The organism is Rhodopirellula baltica SH 1 (assembly GCF_000196115.1).
GTDB classification, from domain to species: domain Bacteria; phylum Planctomycetota; class Planctomycetia; order Pirellulales; family Pirellulaceae; genus Rhodopirellula; species Rhodopirellula baltica.
The window spans coordinates 4,313,930-4,335,710 of record NC_005027.1 but is presented as its reverse complement, the minus strand read 5'-3'; the positions used below and the strand labels follow the sequence as shown (position 1 = coordinate 4,335,710).

Genomic DNA, 21,781 nt, shown 5'->3' with positions numbered 1-21,781 from the left:
TTGCGGACAAAGATGGCGAGCTTTTGGCTTCCATTTTCGTTGGTTCTCCTTTTCTTTGAAGAATAGAGTGTGATGAGCATCACAGGAAAGTTTTTGCTTGTTGGAATCCTGCTGGCGTCTGTCCTTGGCGGCCTTTCAACGGGATTGGCGACCATCGTGACTTACGCTCCGTATGGAGTCTCGAAGACCGAACGCGCTGAATACGAGAAGAAGGTTTCGTTGATCAAACGCGAAGAGGCCCTGCGAAAAGAGGCCCAGTCGATGGGATTGCCGCAAGCGGTTTTGCCATCTACCCGGTACGACTTCGGGCTGGTCGACCCGCACACAACCGCTTCGCACGCATTCGAGATTTGGAATCATGGGGCGGGACCACTGACGATTGACGTTGCAGAGACAACCTGCAAATGCACTGTTGGAAGTGCACAGAAAGGAACACTCGCACCGGGCGAAAAAACGAGTGTCACACTGACGTGGAACACAGGTCAGAAATCCGAACAATACGAACAAGCCGCGCGGGTCATTACCAACGACCCAACGCGAGAGGTGATCGATCTCACGGTTTCCGGCGTGGTCAGGACCGAACTCTTTGTGCCTGCCAAGGGTGTTTTTCACTCCGGCGATGCGGGTGAGGTCGTTGAGTCGACTCTTTTGATCTACAGCCAACAGCACGACGATATTGCAGTCGTCGGTGCCGAGTCCGATTTGGTCGGATTCGATTGGGAATCAAATGTCGTTCCTTCCGACTCACAGCCGTCTTTGTCAGAACAGCAGCCGACCGTCATCAACCAAGTCAAACTCCGATGTCGAGCTCAGAAGCCAGGCCGTTTTCAAGGCGAAGTGAAGCTGCACTTGCTGGTCAATGGTGAGTCAGATGTGATCGAAAAAAGTGTCGAGCTAACTGGACGCGTGCACGCTCCCATTAGTTTTCACTCACCCATGCTCCATTCGCGAGATGGCCTTGATCTGGGCACACTTGGAAACGACCAAGAGCACGAGTTTCATCTGATTGTTCGAAAGCACTTCGACGAAGAGCGTGCTCTCAGCGTTCTGGATGTCAGTCCAAAATCACTCGATGTATCCATTGAACCTACCAGTCGTTTTGGCGACTATCGACTGACCATTCGCATTCCCAAGGGGATCCCATCCACCATCTTCAATTTGGATCAGAAACGAGGTTACGTCCAAATCGGTGATCCCGAAAACGAAGACTTTTCGAATTGGTTTCCTTTAATCGGTGCGGTGGTTGCAAACGATGAGTGATAACACTTCAGGAAGTGGAATCGTCTTGCGACCAGTTGGTCATCGCAGCGTCGTCGGGACGATGGTGTCGCTCGTTTTGGGATGCCAATTGTTGTGCTGCGGGGGCTGTGGTCCCAGCAAAGAAGAGTTGATGATGCGCGCTGCGCAGCGTGCTCGTCCGAAAAGTTCGGACGAAAAAGAGGAGTCCGCGAAGGCACAAACTCAGCCAGTCAGCACGGCAATCGCATCAGAGGTGGTCGACGCCAAAGCAGGGGTAAAGGAGACGGCGAACGCCGCTACAACATCGGCGGTGCAGAAGGCAGCCAAAGACCGTGATGCAAACAGTCCGGAAGAAACAATCGGAGACTGGAAGCCAGTCTCTGATCGGAAACCGGCAAATCCTTTGGGTGAGCCAGAGCGTCATGCAAAGGCAGTCGAGAATCTCAATCGATTGACCGAAGCCCTGATGGCATACAAGGAAGACAAAGGACATTACCCGCCGTCGGCGCAAGCGAAGGCTGGGATCAAGACATTGTCTTGGAGGGTTTTGATTTTGCCTTATCTCGGGCATCAAGATCTATTTGAGAAGTTCGATCTCAACATGCCGTGGAATCGTTCCCCAAACAAAGAGCTGATTGAGTTCATTCCTGATGAGTTGGTTTCTCCAGAGCGATTTGACAGCAAAACGAATTGGATGTTGCCGGCTCATCGCAACTACATGTTTGGGGACAACCGTTATCCGCGCGATCGCAATATTGAGGATGGGATTGAGAACACGCTGATGCTCGTGGAGGTCAATGATGATCTAGCAGTCGAATGGACTCGTCCGGTCGACTTCGAACCGGCGGATCTAGGTGCTTTGAAAGGATCGCTCGGTGAATTGCGATCGGGAGGTACGTTGGTTGCTTGGGCAAATGGCTGGCCTTCGTATGTTGCCAATTCGGTGTCAACGAAACAATGGACCAACGCGTTCACGTATGAGTCAGGTGATGGGCAGCGGGCGGGGGCCATCCACAAAGAGCCCGATGCATTGCTTGCTGCACATAAACCATCCCGCAGCGAGACGAAGGTGGAAGCGAAGGTTTCTGGCCGAGTTGAAGCATCCAAGATCGTCGAGAATACGGAGGTTGAGGCAGAGAGTTGGGGTGAAAATCGATTGCCGGTCCCACCATCTCCTGACTTAGCCACCTCCAATCAACGAATCGAGCAGTTGTTCGGGGAGCAGTTAGTTCGAGCGAAACAGAATCAGACACAGGCGGAGCTGAGCAACGATTTTCTAAAGAAATCATTGGTGATGTCAGATGACGCCGCAGGTGCCTACGCCTTGCAGAACGCTGCGATTGATCTGGCGATCGACAGCGGCGACTTCATGCTTTTTCAAGCGGTCTTGGATCAACACGCGTCCACCTTTGAAGTCGATCTTTATCAGGTCAATCGAGATGGGCTATTGGAGTTTTCGCGTCGAAATGATGTGGACGAGGACACTGCGAGTCAAATGGCATTTGTCCGCCGAGCGCTAGTCGCAATTCAAGAAGGTTTAGAACGAAACGATTTTGAAGGAGTTGGCCGGATTGCTTCCGCTTTGCCACGAGTGGAGGAAGAGCGTCGAGGGTTTCGGCGAGCCAATGTCCGGGGTGGCAAACGTGACGCGTCCGCTGAAAAGCTTGTCCGGCTCCTTCAGACACAGTTGTCTTCTGCGAACAAGCAATATGAGCAAGCCGCTGAGAAGGTCGCCGAGTACCGAAAGAATCCGGACGATGCGGAATTGGCATCAGCTCTCGGCCGGTTTTATTGCTTTCTGAAAGGCGATTGGGCAATGGGGTTGCCGTTGGTCATCAACGGAACAAGTGAAAAACTTTCCCGGGTTGCCAAGCGAGATCTGGAAGGTGCCAACGATGCTGAGGACTTCTTGGCAATAGGCGACATGTGGTGGGAACTGTCGGAAGGATTGCCAGCGGGAATCTATCGTCAAGGGACCCGTGACCGAGCGGGCTACTGGTACGAGCAGTCCTTGGAAGTGATGCCGGAATCCTTGGATCGCTTGCATGTGCAGGCCCGTGTGAAGGAATGGCAGTCGCAGGATCCCGGCAGTCCGCTCGCAACGATCCGAACGATCAATCGACAACTAGGTTTAGCGGAAAACGCTGATCTCGAGCAGGTTGTGGCTCGAAAGCGTACTCAAGTGAATGCACCAGGTGATGACTATGAAGACGGTTGAGAAGTCTAAGAGCCAAGTTTGGCGACCGTTTGTTTTATTTGTTTGTTGCTTCGTTTGTCTTGCGAACGTTTTGGTTTCTGAAACAGTTCATGGCGCTGTCGTCACGAGGACAATGCAGTTCAATAATTCTGATGGTTTTACTGTGGTAGGGTCGTCTGACGATAAGCCTGGGGCGTCACAGTATGTTATTGAAGGAATGTATGTCGGGATTTCCACGGGCAAGTTTTTGTATCCCCAACAAAGCAGTGATGAGTGGTGGGATGGCCAGTCAGACCAATCCACTTCACTTGGGTCCCAGGCGGCGGGGACTGGGCCAATTCAATTCACGCTGGCTCTTAATGCTCCTGCCCCAGGACAGACATTTGATATGGAGTCCATCACATTACTTGGTTACAGCGAGCTATCAACAACGATTGAGCAGACCGTCCGAGTGAATTTCACCGGTACAAAAATTGTCAACGGAACGATGAGTTCGGTGACATTGTTGTCTGGTGAGTTCGAAGCAGACGAACTCACTCCATTGGTCGTTACGTTCGGTGATGAATTTCACGGTTTGACCAGTCTGACATGGAGTCAGGGTGGAACTGCGAGAGCTCATCAGTTCGACAACATCACATTCAGCACGGTCACCGCTGTGCCGGAGCCTGGGACGTTTCTCGCAATGATCGCTCTGGCGACGATGGGATTTGTGACTCGCGGTCGACGATGGATTGGTAAACGTCTCCAAGTGGTTTGATTATGGAGAAGGTGGTAAGTCAAAGACCGCTATTCGGTCTTCGTCTTTAAGCACGATGCCGTTCTTTAGGATGGCTGGCGAGCAGTAGCAGTCTGCCTTCATGAGAGGTTGTTGGGTGAACGAGAGCACTCGCGGTTCTTCGATGCTGCGTTGCAGCGAGGCTAAGTGGCCGCGTTCTCCGAGAAAGAACATTGCATCGCCTGCGATCAGTCCCTGACTGCGACGCAGAACGCTGTGGTACTTCCATTTCAATTCACCCGTGACGAATTCGATGCAGCGCAGTTCGGCACCGCCCTGCCCCGCGGACGTGAACCCAAAGACATGGCCATCGGAGAGCAGAAGGTTGGTGTATTGGCTATCGAGGAGTCGTCGGTTTTTCCAGCGTTCTTCGTAGGAACGATCCGGCAGGATTTGGAGACACACTGCGCCCGGTCCCGGGCCGGTGACCATCAGAACATGGTCGTTCCAAACCAACGGCGAGACCGAGTTGTAGCTCATGGGGGCACGGCTTCGATGGGGGATCTCCCAGTCGACTTCTCCGTTGGCGGGATCGAGGCAAACCAAGCCTTCAGCTGTCATGACGAAGGCGAATTCTTGCCCGAAAAGTTGAGCCACCACGGGCGTGGTGTAGGCGGCTTTGTGATCTGTGCATGACCAAATGGTTTTACCGTCTCGGACATGGATGGCAATGATTCCCGCGTCGTTGTTCGCTCCGCCCAAGGAAAGGATCAAGTGTTCCCCGTGCAGCAGCGGTGTCGCTCCGGATGGGAACAATTCCGGTTCCACCTGAAATTCGCCGTGAAGATCGCGGCGCCAGACTTCTTCGCCTGTGTCGAAGTCCAAAGAGACCAGCGTCCCAGAACCGCTGAAGTGATAGACGGCACGACGCTCCTGGTCGATCAACGGTGTGCTGTAGGGGCCATCGCTGTATTCAAAGTCGCATTCGGCGTCAGTCTCCAGCGAGTGTTTCCACCGGACCGCTCCATCCTGGGCATCATGACACTGAATCCACTCAAGGTCATCGACGCGATGGGAAAAGACGACGCGGTTTTCGGCGGTCACAGGAGATCCATATCCGGTGCCAACTTCCACGTCCCATCGAAGGGCGGGACCCTGTTCGGGCCAAACCGCAGGGATGGACGCTTGCGTCGCACCGGTTCGATGTGGGCCAAATAGAACCGGCCAGTCCATCTGTGTTTGGAGATCGTCACGCCTTTTTGATTGTTGGTAGTCGGCAACAATCATTTCGCTGGGGCGGTCCGCTCGAGTGGGTTCTTCCAAGGGAACGTCGAAGGTTCGCTCCGAGGCAGCGGGCGTGCATCCTGCCAGTCCAAGGGCGAGCAGGATTGAGCTTTGAAGAAAGATGCGTTTCATGTTGATCGTAAGAAGCCACGCAGGCGTCATTGGGGATGTGCGGCGTTTGGCGTTGGCCTCGGTTCTTTCGCACAATCGGGCGATCACCCAAGCGGTGCACAGGATGAAATCCAATCATTTCTGTCTGCTCAGGACGCTTGAGTCGCCGTCTCGCTGCGTCTTTCAGTTCACCCCACAAAGTTGTTTCGGAGAGAAGGTGGAGTTTTCGCCCCAGGATAGAGGCTGCCTCGTTTTATCGCGTCAATCCGGTGTGAGTGTGCGGTGAAGAATGAATGAAGCTAATGCGGGCTTACATGGTTCACTTCGCATTCCGGTGACGCTTTGACCCTACTGCTGCAATTTGATCGTTCCACTGCGGATCTTCCTTGCACGCGAACGGATGGCCGTCCATTCAGAGGAGTCTTTTCGTTCGATGTTCTTCAGTTGCAGGGTCATGCGATTGTTGTTTTGAAACTGTTGTTTGTGACGGTCGAGGAAGTCCCAGTACAGAGTCGTGAACGGGCAAGCATCCTCACCGGTTGATTTTGCTGGATCGTAGCGGCAGTTCTTGCAGTGGTTGCTCATCCGATTGATGTATTTGCCGGTGGCGCAGTAGGGTTTGGTTGCCATCAGGCCACCGTCACCGTATTGGCTCATCCCAAGTGCGTTGGGCAGGCTCACCCAGTCGATCGCATCGGCGTACATCGCCATGTGCCAATGATGAAAACGCAACGGGTGAGTGCCAAAGAGTTGGGCGAACAATCCAAGCACCATCAATCGTTGGATGTGATGCGCGTAGGCCGTGTCGACCAGTAAACGCATCGCATCGGAAACGCAGGCCATGTCGGTGTTGCCGTCCCAAAAGAATGGCGGAACATCTTGTTCCGAGTCGCAGTGGAGTGCGTTGCGTTCTTCGTAGTCCGGCATTCGGTTCCAATAGACGCCGCGGACGTATTCTCGCCATCCAAGGATTTGTCGAACAAAACCCTCGACGCAGTTCAGCGGTGCATTGCCATCTTTATAAGCTTTCACCGCCGCATCGACGACCTCTTTCGGCGACAGCAGGTGCAAGTTGATCGAGTGTGAGAGTCGCGAATGATAGAGGAAGGTTTCGCCCTCCCACATCGCATCTTGGTAGGTGCCAAAGAGCGGCAATCGATGCTCAATGAAATCGTCCAGCGAGTTCAACGCATCGTCGCGGCAAACAGGCAGATCGAACTGGTCGACTTTGCCGGGATGGTCTTCGAATCGATCTCGCACCATCGCGATCACCTCCTGAGTGATCGAGTCAGGTTTGAACGATGGAGTCGGCGGTACTTCTTTGGGTCCGCCTTTGCCGAACGTCTTGCGATTGTCTTGGTCGAAATTCCACTGCCCGCCTTCGGGGGCACCTTCTTCGTCGAGCAGGATGCTGTGCTCCTTTCGCATCGTTCGATAAAACTGTTCCATCACCATCGATTTGCGACCCGATGCCCAATCGTCAAATTGGTCGGGCGAACAGTAGAAGTGATTGTCGGTGAGAAACTCGAGCGGCACGTCTTCCTGTTCGGCGGTGGCCTTGAGTTGTTCACGGACTCGGTAGTCACCTGGAGCAACGACCAAGATTTTTTCGACCGAGTGAGCCGAGAGCGTTTTCCGCAGAACGCTGGCAAAAGAACTTTCGCGAGCCTTTCGCCGATCACCGGTCAGTTCGTGGTAGATCACATCGAATCCACGCTGGATCAATTCCTCGCGAAAGTGCCGCATGGGGCTGAAAAAGCCAACCAGGCGAGTTTGATGGCACCAAACATGGGTGGCTTCTTCGTCGTTTTCCGCCATCCAAACTCGATCGGATTGGGGATCGAAATCGGTGAAGGCCTCGGAATCGTGGTTGAGTTGATCACCCAACACGAGGACGAGATGGCGAATTTTTGTCATGACGGGTCCAGTAAACGGCGGTCTCGAATTATCCTCACGCGTATTCACGGTAGCGCTGACGCAACCCTGCCCTGCTCTGCCCTGCCCCAAACCCGCAATTTTTGTCCTCGCAGACACCTGGAAGCGAACCACGCATGGAAATTTGGCCCGCCATCGATTTGCGTCACGGAAAACCGGTTCGCCTTCGCCAAGGAGACTACGACCAGCAAACCACTTTCGGCGATGACCCGGTCGAATTCGCCAAACGTTGGCAGGAATCCGGCGCCAAACGATTGCATTTGGTCGATTTGGACGCCGCGCGAGGCGACAGTCCCGATGCCAACCGAGACGCCGTCCAGCGGATCATCGAGGCGACTGGGTTGCCCTGCCAAATGGGCGGCGGAGTGCGCGACGAAATCACGATCGAATCTTTGCTGAATGTCGGCGTCACGCGATTGGTCGTTGGTTCGCGGGCACTGAAAGATCCGGATTGGTTTGTCGAAATGTGCGACAAGTATCCCGGCAAGTTGGTCGCGGGCATCGACGCTCGCGATGGCAAAGTCGCAACGCAGGGATGGCTCGAAACGAGCGATGTTTCGGCGTTTGAGTTTGCGACGAAGCTGCGATCGCGAACAGAAAACATCGCTGCGATCGTTTACACCGACATCGCGAAAGATGGCATGATGCAAGGTCCCAACTTTGAAGGGTTGGCAGAGATGGCTGCTGCGAGCGACATCCCCTTGGTCGCCAGCGGTGGCGTCACGACTTATGACGACATCAAGCAACTGGTCGAGATGAAGATGCCGGCAGCGATTGTCGGTCGGTCACTCTATGACGGTGTGATGGAACTGGGTGAGGTCGTGCGATTGGCTGGCGATGTTTGAGATCGCCCTGCCCTGCTGGACGTGCTTGCCGTAACTTCGCGTTGCTTCGGTACGGCCTACGTGATGTTCAACCTGTAGCTCGGTGGTCCCCCACCGAGCAATGCATCAATTTCAGCACAAACATCACCAACTCAGTTGAGGCTCGTTTTCGTTGAGCTTTCCGGGGCCACGGATTTCTGAACCCTTGACCTTTTGAAGTTTGTCGCCGAGTTGTTGACGATAGACTTCCGCGGCCGCCTGCAGTTGCTTGACGACTTCCGGGTGGGCTTCGATCACGTTGGTGGTTTCCGAAACGTCGGCGTCCAAGTCGTACAGTTCCAAACCCGACTTGGTCATGGCGTAACCGTCGGGCATGCCGTCTTTTCCTGGTTCGCGATCTCCCAACGTTCGATAGGCATGCGGGAAAACCAATTTGAAACGCTCGTTGCGAATCGTTTGGAGTTGCCCGCCGCCGTAGTAACCGACGAAGGATTCGTGAGGCGATTTCGCACCGGGAACGTCTAGCATCAAATCAACGATGGAGTGGCCATCGATCTTTCGTTCGGGAGCCTCGCCGCCGGTCAACTCCACGATCGTCGGCAGCACATCGATGGTGGAACAGAATGTCTCGCAGGTGGTGCCAGCCGGAATGGTTTCAGGCCACCACATGAGGGTTGGTTCGCGAACGCCGCCTTCCCACTGGGTGCCTTTGCCTTCGCGAAGTGGCGCGGCACTGCCGGCGTGGTTGCCGTAGGAAAGCCAAGGTCCGTTGTCGCTGGTGAAGATCACGAGTGTGTTCTTCTGCTGATCGATGGATTCAATTGCGGAAAGGATCTCGCCGACCGACCAATCGACTTCCATCATCACATCGCCAAACAGCCCTGCCCCGCTCTTGCCGCGAAAACGCTCGGACACATACAGCGGGACGTGAACCATCGGATGAGGCAGGTACAGCAAGAAGGGTTTGTCGCTGGATTGATTCTTGATGAACTCGACGCTGCGGCGAGTGAGTTCCACCGTCATTTGTTCTTGATCCGCCGGTTGAACGTTGTCGTTGACGATTCGAGGTGGCTGGCCCGCGATGGATTCGATGATCGGCAGCGGCGGCCAATTGCCGGGGTCGTTTGGATCTTTTTGTTGACGGCGGATGGTGTCCGGGTGCAACGGCCACATGTCGTTGCTGTAGGGAATGCCGTAGAACTGGTCGAAACCTTGGTTGGTTGGCAGGAATTTGGGGTGGTGGCCCAGATGCCATTTTCCGTGACATGCGGTTCGATAGCCGGCTGATTTGCAAACTTCTGCAAACGTGGTTTCCGCCGGGGCGAGTCCGATCTTGGCTTGGGGGCCGAGGGCTCCTGACAATCCGACACGTCGGTGGTAGCAACCGGTCAGGAGAGCGGATCTCGACGCGGAGCAGACGGCGGACGAAACGCTGAAGTCAGTGAACTTGCGGCCTTCGTTGGCCATTCGATCCAGGTTCGGCGTGGAGTAGCCTTTGGCTCCGAAAGGGCCAATGTCGGCATAAGCCATATCGTCCATGTAAATCACGACAATGTTGGGGCGTGATCCCGCGATGTCTTCAGGGGCGGTGGCGGAGGCTGGGAGAGCTGTGAAAAAGGCGGGCAGGCACAAAGCCAGGAGGTGGGGAAGTCGCATGGGGAAGGTGGGTCAATCAGGGAGGAAGGTTCTTTGGGCCGCGCTGGCCCACCCTGTTTTACCATGAACGAAACCCCGAATGATCAACGGACCTGATTCTCCCAGCGGAAGCGTGAGTGTTTGGAGGATGCGTTTGCCAGCGGAAACCTCGATTTGATGTTCGGTGATGGTGGTGCCATGCGCGTCGTGTTCACTGGTTGAATCAGTTGGCGTCTTTGTGATCGCGGTTAGCGGTCGTTCAACGGCGACAATCAGCGTTCCCGCAATCGGGCTGGTGACGGCAACGCTGAGTGAACGTGCGACCACACCATCGGTTTGTTGATCGGTTTGATTCGATGGCTCGATCGAAAGGTCCAGTGGTTGAGGTGGATGCAAACGCAAGGTTGGGTCGCCAAGTAGTTGATAGAGCGCAGCGTGTTCGAGTCGTTCTTGCTTGAGATCCGTTCCGGCTGGAGAGATCATCGAGGCGAGCGTGTCGACCATGACTCGCATGGTCGATTGTTTACCTTGTTGTTTGGATTGCAAACTGCGGGCGGCATGCAACATCGCGTCACCGATACGGTCGCAGCCGGTGTTTTGAGGGCCACTCGAGTACACCGATTGCAGCAAGCCCAAGCCCATGCACGCGTTGCCATAAGGCATTGACAAGCGAGACGAAGCGATCACGGCGATCGGGCCACCTTCGGCGAGCACCATCCGCTCGGCCAAGCAGTCTCCGGGGGCGTCGTAGGCACCCGCGAAGCAAGCCAACAGCACAGCGATCGTCGCCCCTTCGGGAGCACGTTCCAACTGCGTTGCGTTTTGATTGTTTAGCAAGGACTCGACCGACCAATGTTCGCGGGCTGCCGGTTTTCCATCCGCCGCAGTGGTTTGCAGCAATTCGAGGCGATCGATTTGGCCGTGACCCGCATACACCCAAAAGCGAGCGCCCGTGCGATAGCGATTCAGGACCGCATCGGTGAAGGATTCACCGGGAGGACAAAACGGATGGTTCGGGCTGGCGTAGGCAATCTGTGGTTTTGCATCGGCCGGCAGCACCGTGGTGATCACGCCTCGGGTGACCGATTCGATGGCGGTGTCAACCATCGCACCAAAGCCACCCACTCCACCGGTCAACTGAAACGATCGTCGCCAGAGTCCGAAGTCGTCGGAGTTTTCATAGGCCTCGATTCGCCCGATCACGCTCGCAAGTTGTTCGGCTGATCGCACAGGTAGACGACCAATGGCAGCGTCGCTGACCCGATCGCCATCTCGGTCGCCGTATGGAAGATCGGTGGGCAGCGTTGATGTGGATCCGAACCGCGAGGTGACCGGGGCCGGGATCATCCAAGTAGGAATTTGATGCGGTTGGTTTCGAGGCGTGTCGTAATCCGGCGTGTCGCCGACCAAGACGATGTAACGAGTGTCTGCGCCGCCCACATTCCAGATTTGCTGGTGAGTGTCCGAAGCATTGTCGGCAGGACGAGCGATGGCCACTCGTAGCCCCTCTTCGGATCGCATTTGGATCCAAGGTTCAAGGGTTTCGTCGAACTCCGGTGAGGCAACGACGACCACGTCCGCGGCATCTGTTGCGGATGGATGGATGAAAGCGGAGCAAAGTCCCAGCAGAGCAAACGTGCACGAGTGGAATAAAATCGAGCGACTGGTCATTGCGATCCATCTCATCAGAGGTTTCTGATTTTGCCAAACGAATGGTTGGCTCATTCAAATCGGCTGCTTATTCATAACAGGCAAGCGTCACACGGGGCATCATCACGCCACGTGTTCTGTTCCATCATGCATCATCGAGCGACTCATCGGAAGTTGAATCTTCCAGGCAATGGCCCGCCAATTCACCGCGGTATCGGCAGGCTTCCAAAAACGATTCCAACAAGACTTGTGCGGCGACGGCATCAACGCGTTGTTTGGTCTTTTTGCGTGTTGTTTTTCCCTGCCGAATTTTGGCGTTGGCCGCGACAGTTGTGAAACGCTCGTCAAAAAGCCGCGTCGGCAGTCCGGTGGTTTCTTTCAACCAAGCGGCAAATTTCCGGCTTTCTTTACTTTTATCGCTCTCGCCGCCATCGCAGTGGATTGGCAAACCGACGACCCAGGCGGCAATTCGCTCCGATTTTGCCAGGTCGATGAAATACTGTGCGTCCTTCTCCGGCGTGCTGACCGGATGAACCTCAAGGGGACTGGCCAGGATCCAATCTGGATCGCAAATCGCAACGCCGATGCGAACGGTTCCGTAGTCGACCGACGCCAAACGACCGGTTGCTGGAAATCCGTCTTCGGCTGTGGTGGTGGTCGTGGGCATTCAGATGGTGGTCGAAATGGAGTCGAATCAAAAAAGAATCACTCGCCGGTTGTTGATTTGTCCGACGAGTGATCCGGTTGATTCTATCTTGCAGGGCCGAAAAAGAGCACTCCAAGTCATGTCCCACTTCAGTGAACAAGACAAGGAATCGTTTCGAACCACGTGAACCGGTCCGCCCTACCTCTCTTCACCGAGTGCTTGGCCGCTCGGACGTTGAATCGGAGTCGTGCGGTCCAGCGGCGAACCCAGAAGAGGCGTTCCATCGTCGGCGACGTTCATGGGTTGCAAATGGAGGGCTCGGTTCCATCCAGGTTCGGGGCCGACCTTTGCGTGAAAGATATGCCACCACTGTTTGCCGTCGAGTGATTGGACAAAGCAAGAGTGCCCAACACCGTAGACTGATTCGGTGCTCTGGAAGGCTGGTTCCGGCATCTTTTGCCATGCACCATCCGCCAACGGATCGTCCTTGACGAGTTCGAGCCGACCAAGTTTGTAGGTTGGCAGCCACGAAGCGCCGCAGGAATAGAGCAGCGATGTCTTTCCCTTCGCTTGGAAGATCTCGGGGCCCTCATTCAACCCACGTTGGGATGCGTCCGGTTCGATGCGTTCCCAAAGATGGTCATCGTTGTCGCAGACAAGAACACGCGGGCCCGAAATTTTCGTTGGGGAACTCATCGGGGCGATGTACAGGAATTGGTTGTCGCTGCCCGGTTGGTCCCACCCAGACCAAATCGCGAAAAGATTGTCGTTGTGTTGAAGGATGGTCATGTCGATCGCCCAAACATTGGGCGATTGGCCGTCTTCGCCATCGCCGGTGGCCATCGGTCCATGCAGGGTGTACTCGCCAAGTGGGTCGGACGTCTTGGATTTTAAGACGTAAGTGAGATGGTTCGCATTGTCGCCATCCGAGGCGGCAAAGTAGACGTAGTACCGATCTCCGATCGCGTGCAGTTCGGGTGCCCAGACCTCTTTTGAATAAGGTCCTTCGTCAGGTGCTTTCCAGACAAGGTGTCGCTTGCCGAGTTTGGTGAGGTCGTCGCTTTCGAAGATCAAAATGCCGTGATCGTTGTCCGATTTGCACCACAGATAACGAGGGTGATGCGGGTCTCGAATGACCCAAGGGTCGGCTCCCTTCGCGATTGGATTGTGAAAGAATGGTTCTTTCTCGGCGGGCGAGGATTCCTGAGCATCCGCTTTGGGCGCAGGCGGGAGGCCGAAAAGACACGTCAAGAACAGTGTCGCCATCAGTTGCACACGCCGTCCGCCATCAACGCTCATCGATCTTTCCGCTTGTAAATGAAATCAACCTGTCTCCATCACAGTGTGTGTGATGCAAAGATTGGTTGTCATCCTAGTCCATTGGCCCGGCCGGAGACAACAGAGAGGAGATTTTGGCGGAATCGGAGAGAGGTTGATTCTGCTATTTCATCATCACACGACGTAGAAAACCGTGTTGTTGATGAGCGGAGCCGACGCACCAAGTTGCTTGGATATCGAAATGGCGGAATGTTTTGTCGGCTTCTTCGTAGAGTTTTCGAAGTCGGGCACGAGTGATTTCCTGTTTCTCGAGAATGTCGTCGTCGACTTCATGAGGCTCCTTGATTGATGCCAGGTTTCGCTTGGATTGCTCTGCATCCTCCGCGGTGGTTTTGGTTCGTCGAGCGACCACGGCGGTGATGTCTTCGCCGCCACTCTCGTGAGACCAAAACCAGATGGATATCGGAGAGATCAAAAGCATCGTCGTTTTGGATGCACCCGCGTCGATCAGTGCGAGCGTCGGTTGTTTGCTCGAGGAGGTCAGGCTGAATGATTCGTCTTCGCTCGACTCGTCCGATGTTTCTTCGACGGTCTTCGATTTCTTCTTTGCCGATTTGTCGGCCGGCGGTGCGAGTAGCTCAGAGAACTCGTGAGCCGCGAAGTTGGCCAGCGCGATGGGAGATGGAACCAAGCCATCCAGTTTCAATCCACCGATGCCAAGTAGGTCGACACGTCGGCTAACGGTGAGCTTTGTTGCGGCGGCCATCACGACGGGACGACCGACGGTGCTCCCCTTTTGCAAAGGTGCAACCCAGGTGATCAAAGCCAGATCTTCGGTTGAAATCGGAATTCGGGTTTTGACCTCTGTTTCAATCAATCGTTCCGCGTCTTTGTCTTTGACTGGGGGCAGTTCGCAGAACCGAGCGATGCCCTCGCAAGCAGGCAAATTCGCGTAGACCTTTGAGTCGGATACATCGATTTCTTCCATCAGTCGCGTGATGGCTTCGGGGATTAATTCGCTTGCCGATTTGGATCCACCGCGGCAAGTTGGATTCTTCAGCTCTACACGATGGGCGGCTTCCACGATCGGCTGGTCAGAGCCTTTTTCGACTCGCATCTTGATCGCGTTGATGCCGGATGCACCAACGTCGATGCCCCAAACCGCTTTGCTTTTACTTAAGCCGAGTTTTGACATCACGCCTTTTTTCGGCAGCAGATTGCCACTGATGCGGCTGAGTCCGAGTGCGTGCAATGCCAGGCCAATGGCTTCCGCAAAAGACGCGAATGATGGCGGGCTTTCAGCCAATTCGTCGAAGTTCAACGATTGCGGATTGGCGAGAATGCCAACTCGTCCACCAATCCAGCTTTCAGCTTTGGTTCGCCAAGGTGCCAAGCCATCTCTTGCAGTGGTGCGCTTCGATTTCACCGCTTTGGAAAGTTGTTTAACACAATCAGACGCCTTCCCGTCAGAAGGAAATTCCTTCGCATAACGCATGGCCAGCCGGCCAAGAGCATTGGTTGCGTACGGTTCCACATCGAATTGTTTCGACAACCAACAAGCCAATTCGCTGCGACGTGAAAGGTCGGCGAATTGAGCGTTGTGGCAAATTGTCGGAAGCGAATTCAGTGCGTTACGGGCCGTCTGGTATTCCTGCCGAGCACACAGTTTCTCAGCACGACGCAGCAGCTTGTCTCCAACTTGTTGCGAAAGTTGTTGATACTTTTGGTTGTCGGGTTGCAGTTCCAACAGTTGCTGCAGAAGTCCAGCGACTTGTGAATAGCTCTTTTCGGCCAATGCTTGCTGCAGTTCGCCATGCAGTGTTTTGAGTTGATCCAGGTGCACCTGACTGCTTTGACGAATGGAGCGGGATTCGTCGTCGAGCAAATTTTCAGGAACTTGAGCCAGCAATTTGACTGCAGTTGAAAGATCGTTTTGCGCGTGAGCTTCTTTTGCTGCGGTGATGCGTTGGCTGGCTTGTGCGTGGACCTTCTTCTGCAGGCTCTCGACCTTGTCTTTCGCAGCAGCAGCTTGTTCGCGAACGGATTGGAATCGGTAGTCACCGCTTTTCGCTAAAAGGTTGAGCAGACCTAGCGCGCGTTCGTACTCGTGGCATTTCACGGCGGCCACCGCATCGGAGAGTTTGGTCTCTTGTTCCGCGATTCGTTTTTCCAGCCACGCGTTCAGGTCTTGTCCGCAGCCAACGCAGAACTTCTGAGTCAGGCTTACCGAGTCGCCACACTGAACACATTTCTCATGCAGGAAATGCCCGCATCCGCCACAGAATTGAGCGCCGGGAGCGTTGTTGTGTTTGCACGCGCCACACGCCAATGATGTGGAAGCAGAAGAAGTGACGGACATCGTTCAGGATCCAAGTCAGGCACTGGAGAAGTCAATCGCCTGAGCTTAGTGATGCTCTGCTTCGCGGGAAGGCTTTGGTACGCCGGTTCATGAATCTCACGCTAAACGTTTATTGTTTCTTCACTTTGGGGCTTGGGGGTAATCGCAGTCGTCGCGATTGAGCGACAAATCAGTCTTGGAGCTGACGAGAAGAAACGGGATCGCTGAAGAGAACGAGATCAAGCCATCACGAAAGAGCAAAACAGCAGTGCCAATAAAAGAGGTTTCCATTAGTGCCCGTGATCCCACGAGCCATGTCAATCGTTTGTCGAAAGTGCTGCTTCAGGACTCGAGTGTGGTTCCAGCCCATTTTGAACCGTTTCTACAGTTTGTTCTTCGGCAAAACCTTGCAAGCGAACGACCAGCACTTGTGTGATTGCTCTTTCACGTCCGCTTCGCTCCAGGCCTGTCAGTACGAAGCTCGTGCCTGGAGACAGTTTGAATGCCGAGTCGACCTTTCTTATCGCGGTTCGTCGGGCGATGTCCTTTCCCGGTGCGAGAGTTTCTAGCGAGGAGGTGACATGGAACGTGTAGCTTCCCTGATCTGCAGGTTGGACCTCCAAGTTCAATTTGAATGTGGTGTCGTCCATTTTGGTCGATTGATTCACCCGACTACCAGAAGTGACACTCAATTCATGCTGCACCATCAAGCGTGCGGATTCGCATTCGCGAAGTTCGGTGAGAACCGTGTCGGAGTTCTTGACCTGACTCGAACGTGCCAGCTTCTTCGTCAGTTCGGGCTGCTCCGTCGAGTCAAGTTCGAACCACTGAATCGTCAAGCGATTCTGTTCGGCAGATAGACAGGGAGCAGCGAGACCAAGCACGATCAGCGGTAGAGCGATGAGACGCATTAGGAAAAACCAAACGGGACAAGAAGAGCGATGGAGGACCCCATTGGATACCAAATCGAAATTTGGTGGTGGGAAATTGATGTCGCCCGCTAAATAGGGTCAGAAATGATCGGGCATAACGATGTGAGCCGGTTAGGCGCGGAAACCGTGGCTAACGCCAAGCGGCCAATATTTCCGACGACACCTGTGTCCATCGATGCCGGTATGATGGCGGATGACCTTGGTCGAATGCAGCGGCTTGACTCGATGAAGGTGCAGCGATCGATGGACCTGTTCGAAACCAATCCACATCGCGAAACATGATTTGGATCATTGTGGCGTTCGCTCGTGGGACACGACTTCTGTATGGCTGACTTTTTTTTGATTCCGACTTCAGCTTTTCTGCATCTCGGAAGGGATCACAGATTGTGGGCGGAGGGTGCCGCGTAGCAGCGCACCCCCGGAAACGAAAAACTCGATCTGACCCTGAAAGGTGCGAAGTCTCTACGACCCCTTCAGGGTCGGAAATTGCCCAAGGGGCATGAATCCGGTGGTGTTCACTGCGTTCAAACCACCGGCTACCGTCTGCAATCCCTTCGGGATAAAGCTTGCGAAAACTTACACCCTTGGCGGATCAACGCTTTGACTGCATCGCATTCGCAACGGTTCCTGCACACATCCAATAAGCGAACTGCGCTTGCTCATTGCTTCTTTGTCTTTTGTCGTGGGACGGTGCCGACATCGTGACATGGCAAAGGCGGAAGTGCGCTGAGGAAAAGTCGGCCGTAGGGTTTGGATCGGATTCGTGGATCCAGAACCACGACCATTCCGGAGTCATCGCGGGTGCGGATCAGGCGTCCAAACCCTTGCCGGAATTTGATCACGGCTTCGGGCAATTGGTAGTCAGGGAATGGGTGGCCGCCGCGGGCGCGGATGGTTTCTAGCCGTGCTTCCAGTAGCGGATGGTCGGGAACAGAGAACGGCAGCTTCGTAATCACGACGTTGGTGAGAGCGTCGCCAGGAACGTCGACTCCCTGCCAGAAGCTGTCGGTGCCAAGCAGCACGCCACGTGGATCTTTGCGGAATGAATCGAGCAGTTGCGTTCGGTTTTGATCGCCCGCTTGGCTGTACAAGTGCAGGTCACGTTCGATGCACCACGGTGTGATCGCCTCAGCACATTTGCGAAGCAACGAGTAACTCGTGAACAGCACAAACGCGTGGCCATCGGTGTGTCCAACGAATCGCTTGATTTGTTGGGGAAGCGCCGCTTCGAATTCGTCTCGTTTCGCTGATGGATCAGGGAGTCCACGAACGATGATCAGCTTGGCTTGCTTCTCATAATCAAACGGGCTGCCGACTTGGAGTGAGCGGCCAGTCGTCAGGCCAACGCGACTGCGGAAGAATTTGAACTTGTCTTGTTCGCCGGTCGCCAACGTGGCACTGGTCATGATGACGGAGCCAATTTGTTCATTCTGAAACACTTCTTCGCGAAGCGTTTGGCCAATATCGATTGGGGAGGCGGACAAAGAGACTCGGTCCATTCCGCGACGGCTGCCGGAGGTTTCAACCCAATAGACCGATTCTTGTTTGAGCGATTGGTCGAGCCATTCGCGAAGGCCACCGGCCAAGGCGAGAAGTCGATCGTGAGCGGATTGGAAGTCTTGCCGATCGGAGTCGTTGTCTTGTGCGTCGGCGTGAGCACGCAGCCGCCGAGCGAGAATCTCCATCGGTTCGCTGAGCGGGTTGGGCACCACTTCGGGATGATGCACCCGGCCGTTGCGAGAGCGTGATTCTTGCATCCAGTCCAGCACACCGGCAAACATTTCGCTGGCCGCAAACCGGCATCGGTCGACCATCTTCTGCAACGCATCCAGGTTGTGCGCGACGAGCAAACCCTTTTGTTGGCGGTCGTTGTAGAGACGGTCGAACAGGTAATCAAATTGGCCGCTGGTCAATCGAATGCCGAGGTGGTCACTGGCGACGGATTCAATGGTGTGGCATTCGTCGAGGATGATCGCGTCGTAGTCAGGCAGCAGTGAAACACCCTGCCGTCGCATTGCGATGTCGGTGAACAGCATCGCGTGATTGACGATCAACAGTTGTGCGTTCTGGGCACGGCGTCGGGCTTGGAAGTAAAAGCAGTCCTTGAAGTTCGGGCATTTATTGCGAAGGCAATTGCCCGTGTCACTGCGGACCTCGTCCCAAACCTGACCGTCGGGTTTGATCGGCAATGTTGAGAGCGAGCCGTCAGGAGTGTTGTCGGACCACTTGCGAATTTCGCGAAGCTGCTGCATTTGGAAATCATTGGCCATCAATGACACTGATTTCTCGACCGCTCGTCCCATCCTTCGTAGCGACAAGTAGTTGTTGCGGCCCTTCACCAGCACCGCAGAAAACTCTCGTGGGATGACGCTATTGAGCAGCGGGATGTCTTTGCCAATCAGTTGTTCTTGCAGGCTGATCGTGTGTGTTGAGATCAGGACGCGTTTTGGCCGATCGGATTCTTTGTCCCGATCACCAGCGGGGCCAATACGATCATCGACATCGTCCGACGAACGCTTGGGTTTTTGCGAACCCGATTCTGTTTGATCAGATGTTGCGTGAAGAATCGCGGCAGCCAGATAGGCAAAGCTCTTACCGGTACCCGTGCCTGCTTCGACGACCAAATGCTCGCGGTCGGTCAATGCCGAAGAGACCGAACGAGCCATCTCGAGCTGCTGTTCGCGAGGTTCGTAGCGTGGTAGTCGTCGGCTGATGCTGCCGCCGGGGCCCAATATCGAATCGATCGAGAGTGGTTCGCTCACGTGGATGCCTGTTCTGATTCCGGTGTCAGCGATCGATCATAAATGCGGTGCGTTTTGCTTCGGGTTGCACCACCGCGCTCGATCGTACCTCGTGAAAGTTGATTGCTTTCGAGCACCCAAGAGAACTCACCCATTTCGATTCCAAATTTGATCGCTTCCGGCAAAATTTTGTAGAGCGTGACCAAACCCAGACCCCATTTTTGGTACTCGGGTAGCACATTGGCGCTGACCAAACGAAGACGCTTGAGTTTCTTGCGTCCCATCAAAAGTTTTAACCAACCGAATGGAAGCAGCTTCCCGTTGATCTTTTTGATCAAAGGGTTGTAGTCCAGCAGACCAAAACCGGCACCGACGGGTTTGCCATCGATTTCGGCGATGCTGGTGAGTTTGGGAAGCAGCAGGTTTTTCAGACCGTTGCTTTGGTCATCGACTTCCGCTTCGCTCATCGGGACGTAGCCCCAAGTTCGCTGCAGTGATTGGTTGTAGATGTCCAGGAACACTCGGACGTCCGCGTTAAAGTTCTTCGGGTCGATCGAACGGCACACAGCATTGAAACGTCGCGTCGATTCTTCGATGACAAACAGTAGTTTCGGGTCGAGCGTTTCGAGGATGTCGATCGAAGCTTCGTAACTGTAGAGATCCTGCGACTTCTCAAATCCAGCAGCTTGAATCAGGCGTTCGTAGTACGGATGGTTGTAGGGGATCAAGAAAGTCGGCGGCGTGTCGAAGCCATCAACCAACAGTCCAACTTCGTAGTTCAGGCTGGGGTGAACCGGGCCGCGTACACAGGTCATCCCGCGTTGCTTCAACCAGTCGCCGGCGGTGTCGAGAAGTTCGATGGCGGCCTCTTCATCGTCCTCGCATTCGAAGAAGCCGAAGAACCCGCGAGTCTCGTCGTGGTAGCGGTTGTGGGCGTGATTGACGACCGCCAAAACCCGGCCGACGACACGATCGCCACGACGAACCAGAAAGGTTTGGCCTTCGGCGTTATCGTAAAATGGGTGGTGCTTGAATCCGACCAATTTGACCCGTTCGCTCCATAGCGGCGGCACCCAGTTCGGATCGTCGCTGTAGAGACGCTTTTCGAGATCGAGAAATGCCTTTTGGTCTTGGCGTCCGGAAACGGGTTGGCACAACACATTTTCGGACATTCGAGCGTTCAGGGGTTGGTAGCAGAGAAGCTGTTTGGCAAACGTTAGAAGATAGCAGACTCGGGTTGGTTCTCCCATCGAAGCGAATGTGCAAAAGTGTTGCCCCATGGAAACCATACGAAGTCTGCAAAATGCCGCCGTCCGCCGAATTGTCTCGCTGCGCCGTTCCCGAAAACGACGCGCCGCAGGAGTCGTTTTGGTCGATGGCCCACGAGAGTCCCTGCGAGCGATCGAGGCGGGGTTGAAACTGACGGCGTTCTACGAGATCGAACCGAAACTATCCGAATCGGCGGGGCCGCCGGATATGCCCGAGCAGGCCGTCGCAAGGCAGCACGCGATTGATTCCGGAGTGCATCGCTGGGTCACGTCAGAAGTGTTTCGCAAAATCGCTTACACGGCTTCGACGGATCGCTGTGTAGCAGAGTTTGTGGCTCCGGACGATTCGCTGGAGCAGCTTTTGGAGCGTTCTTCATGGAATGACGGGTTGATCTTGGTGCTGGATCGAGTTGAGAAACCTGGCAATTTGGGGGCAGTGTTTCGTTCGGCCGATGCGGCAGGCGTATCAGCGGTCCTGTTGTCGGATTGTCCCTCAGATCGATTCAATCCCAACGCGATTCGTGGATCATTGGGAGCCGTGTTCACCGTTCCGTCGGCGTCGGGGAGCGAATCGCAGATGGAGGCATTCCTGAAAACACATGGCTACCGCGTGGCAGCAATGCGAGTGGAAGGCTCGCGGCCCCTTTTCGATTCAGATTTGCGAGGAAAGGTGGCGGTGGTGTTAGGCAGCGAAGCGGATGGGTTGGCGGATCGCTGGGCGGGTGACTCCATCGATCCGGTGGCGTTGCCGATGGCCGGTCACGTCGACAGTTTGAATGTTTCCGTTAGTGCTGCGATTGTGGCTTTCGAAGCGGTTCGGCAGCGAAGTAACGGCTGACGAATCAAACGAGCAAGTGATTCAGTTTGCTTTGTGACATTGCCGTCTCGCAGTGCTGCGTCTCGCGATGCTGTTCGTGAAACACCGTCGCGGCTGAAACAGCCGAGTTGTGAACACGTATCGCCTCGCTGGTGGCTGAGCGTTTCCGCT

Annotated in this window: 15 protein-coding genes; 5 read left to right on the top strand and 10 right to left on the bottom strand. The window is 54.8% G+C overall.

What is annotated here, in order from left to right; translation table 11 throughout:
* Positions 1–72 precede the first annotated feature (72 nt).
* Genes RB_RS16555 through RB_RS16545 form a run of 3 tightly spaced genes read left to right on the top strand, consistent with a single transcriptional unit; the run spans position 73 to position 4,193 of the window.
* On the top strand, positions 73–1,260 hold the full coding sequence (locus tag RB_RS16555; protein WP_164922121.1) for a DUF1573 domain-containing protein: 1,188 nt from the start codon (positions 73–75) through the stop codon (positions 1,258–1,260).
* Positions 1,253–3,457 (top strand): DUF1559 domain-containing protein, encoded by a 2,205-nt coding sequence (locus tag RB_RS16550; protein ID WP_164922120.1) that lies wholly within the window; start codon positions 1,253–1,255, stop codon positions 3,455–3,457. The genes RB_RS16555 and RB_RS16550 overlap by 8 nt, the downstream gene beginning before the upstream one ends.
* Positions 3,438–4,193 (top strand): PEP-CTERM sorting domain-containing protein, encoded by a 756-nt coding sequence (locus tag RB_RS16545; protein ID WP_231845709.1) that lies wholly within the window; start codon positions 3,438–3,440, stop codon positions 4,191–4,193. The genes RB_RS16550 and RB_RS16545 overlap by 20 nt, the downstream gene beginning before the upstream one ends.
* On the opposite strand, the gene RB_RS16540 is transcribed toward RB_RS16545, so the two are convergent.
* Both RB_RS16540 and RB_RS16535 read right to left on the bottom strand, forming a co-directional pair.
* On the bottom strand, positions 4,194–5,681 hold the full coding sequence (locus RB_RS16540; protein WP_011121707.1) for a PQQ-binding-like beta-propeller repeat protein: 1,488 nt from the start codon (positions 5,679–5,681) through the stop codon (positions 4,194–4,196).
* Positions 5,682–5,894: 213 nt separating this feature from the next.
* Entirely contained in the window at positions 5,895–7,463 is a 1,569-nt protein-coding gene (locus RB_RS16535) for a cryptochrome/photolyase family protein (protein WP_164922119.1), read from the bottom strand.
* 134 nt (positions 7,464–7,597) lie between these two features.
* Here RB_RS16535 and hisA point away from each other — a divergent pair, with 134 nt between their 5' ends.
* The gene (gene hisA, locus RB_RS16530; RefSeq protein WP_007327023.1) at positions 7,598–8,326 is read left to right on the top strand and encodes a 1-(5-phosphoribosyl)-5-[(5-phosphoribosylamino)methylideneamino]imidazole-4-carboxamide isomerase; all 729 of its coding nucleotides are present in this window, start codon (positions 7,598–7,600) and stop codon (positions 8,324–8,326) included.
* Positions 8,327–8,449: 123 nt separating this feature from the next.
* On the opposite strand, the gene RB_RS16525 is transcribed toward hisA, so the two are convergent.
* The 8 genes from RB_RS16525 to RB_RS16490 all read right to left on the bottom strand — a co-directional run bounded on the left by RB_RS16525 (position 8,450) and on the right by RB_RS16490 (position 20,805).
* Positions 8,450–9,961, bottom strand: a complete 1,512-nt coding sequence (locus tag RB_RS16525) for a sulfatase family protein (protein ID WP_011121702.1) — start codon at positions 9,959–9,961, stop codon at positions 8,450–8,452.
* 12 nt (positions 9,962–9,973) lie between these two features.
* On the bottom strand, positions 9,974–11,611 hold the full coding sequence (locus RB_RS16520) for a C25 family cysteine peptidase (protein ID WP_231845707.1): 1,638 nt from the start codon (positions 11,609–11,611) through the stop codon (positions 9,974–9,976).
* Between the two features lie 124 nt (positions 11,612–11,735).
* The gene (gene ruvX, locus RB_RS16515) at positions 11,736–12,257 is read right to left on the bottom strand and encodes a Holliday junction resolvase RuvX (RefSeq protein WP_007331673.1); all 522 of its coding nucleotides are present in this window, start codon (positions 12,255–12,257) and stop codon (positions 11,736–11,738) included.
* A gap of 177 nt (positions 12,258–12,434) precedes the next feature.
* Complete coding sequence (locus tag RB_RS16510; protein ID WP_011121700.1) at positions 12,435–13,535, bottom strand: glycoside hydrolase family 43 protein; 1,101 nt, start codon at positions 13,533–13,535, stop codon at positions 12,435–12,437.
* Between the two features lie 142 nt (positions 13,536–13,677).
* Positions 13,678–15,873, bottom strand: a complete 2,196-nt coding sequence (gene pilM / locus RB_RS16505) for a pilus assembly protein PilM (protein WP_011121699.1) — start codon at positions 15,871–15,873, stop codon at positions 13,678–13,680.
* 296 nt (positions 15,874–16,169) lie between these two features.
* Positions 16,170–16,763, bottom strand: a complete 594-nt coding sequence (locus tag RB_RS16500; protein WP_164922118.1) for a hypothetical protein — start codon at positions 16,761–16,763, stop codon at positions 16,170–16,172.
* Between the two features lie 680 nt (positions 16,764–17,443).
* A complete protein-coding gene (locus RB_RS16495) occupies positions 17,444–19,546 on the bottom strand; it encodes an ATP-dependent DNA helicase (RefSeq protein ID WP_011121692.1) in 2,103 nt (700 codons plus the stop codon).
* Positions 19,543–20,805 (bottom strand): N-acetyltransferase, encoded by a 1,263-nt coding sequence (locus RB_RS16490; RefSeq protein WP_164922117.1) that lies wholly within the window; start codon positions 20,803–20,805, stop codon positions 19,543–19,545. Before RB_RS16490 ends, RB_RS16495 begins: the two co-directional genes overlap by 4 nt.
* Between RB_RS16490 and RB_RS16485 the strand changes: the two genes are divergently transcribed.
* Positions 20,804–21,631, top strand: a complete 828-nt coding sequence (locus RB_RS16485) for an RNA methyltransferase (protein ID WP_164922116.1) — start codon at positions 20,804–20,806, stop codon at positions 21,629–21,631. The genes RB_RS16490 and RB_RS16485 overlap by 2 nt on opposite strands.
* Positions 21,632–21,781: the final 150 nt, after the last annotated feature.